Genomic DNA, 1,121 nt, shown 5'->3' with positions numbered 1-1,121 from the left:
AGAGTGCGTCCCCGGCAGCGAACACGTGCCGAGACCCGTGCACTCCGCGCCGGATCACGTTGAGCCCCGGCCGATCCCAGGTGGTACTCAACGGAATGGCGTCGCCGCCGTCGCGTTCCATCAGCCAGACACCGCTGTACTCGGCGGCGGCCAGGATCACCGGGACTGGTTCTTCGTCCAGTCGCACGACGCTGTTGAGCCGACCGGCTGCGAAAGAGATGTCGGGATCGTTGATTTCGGTACCGGTGGCCAGGACTCCCCAGAAGCTCGCCGGATGCCAGACGTTACTCATCGCGTACCCCCGTAACGCAGCGGAATGAGCAGACTCCCAGTACAGCACTGTCGATGCCTTCTTGATGCGGAAACCGCAACTCGGCGCCGTGCTCAGTTGCACGGAAGGCGGTCGAGCAGGGAACCCATCATGTCGGGGTCGAAGAGCTCCTCGACATCGCACCACTCCAAATCCGGCATTCCGACATGCTGCCAACCGGCGCATCGAAGCGCAGCCCGAATTCGGGGACTGGGCAGGACGTGGCAAAGGCTGGAGCGACAATGTGATCGTGACGGATGTACCGCTGTTCATTGATGGGGCGCGCGTTTTGAAGGTGGCAGATGTTCGTGGCTTGACGCCCACCGGTAGGACACGACATTGGGTAGACGGTCGCCTTGCCGAAGGCTTCGCGGGCCTGGCGATCGCTCGATACGGCTCGAGCTCGCAGGTGTACTTGTTCTACTGCGATGCCGAGTGGCAGTGCATCTCCGACACCGACCACAACGACATTCCATCGGCCGTCGAACAGGCTGAGATCGAGTTCGGTGCGGTGGAATTCGCTGATTTACCGATGTCTCGAGGCGACGGTGAAGGAGCTGAGCGATCGGCCAGTGCGGCGCGGCGGAAGACCAACCAGCCGTAGGGTTGTGGCCGTGTCGAAGATTGTTCTCCGCTCTGCATGCAGCTCCGATGTCTCTGCGATTCTCGAGTTCTGGGGCAAGGCGGCGGAGGACGCGCATCGGCCGCCGGACTCCAGTAGCGCGGTCGAGGCTTTGATCCGGCGCGATCCTGAAGCCTTGATCCTTGCCGTCGACGAGGACTCGGCCCCATCCCAGATGCTGGTTGGCAC

At 62.7% G+C, this 1,121-nt stretch carries 3 protein-coding genes; 2 read left to right on the top strand and 1 reads right to left on the bottom strand.

Translation table 11 applies throughout. From position 1 onward, the window contains the following. Positions 1 to 292 (bottom strand): hypothetical protein (locus ACWELQ_RS46105; RefSeq protein WP_452403261.1); only part of this gene is annotated, 292 nt, incomplete at its 3' end. 268 nt (positions 293 to 560) lie between these two features. On the opposite strand from ACWELQ_RS46105, the gene ACWELQ_RS46100 reads away from it, so the two are divergent. Beyond that, on the top strand, positions 561 to 914 hold the full coding sequence (locus ACWELQ_RS46100; protein ID WP_452403260.1) for a hypothetical protein: 354 nt from the start codon (positions 561 to 563) through the stop codon (positions 912 to 914). A gap of 10 nt (positions 915 to 924) precedes the next feature. Continuing rightward, a partial coding sequence (locus tag ACWELQ_RS46095; RefSeq protein WP_452403259.1) for a hypothetical protein occupies positions 925 to 1,121 on the top strand: 197 nt, incomplete at its 3' end.

The organism is Nocardia sp. NPDC004722 (assembly GCF_053601505.1).
Note: the sequence above shows the minus strand (reverse complement) of the source record. Positions and strands in the feature narration are given on the sequence as shown.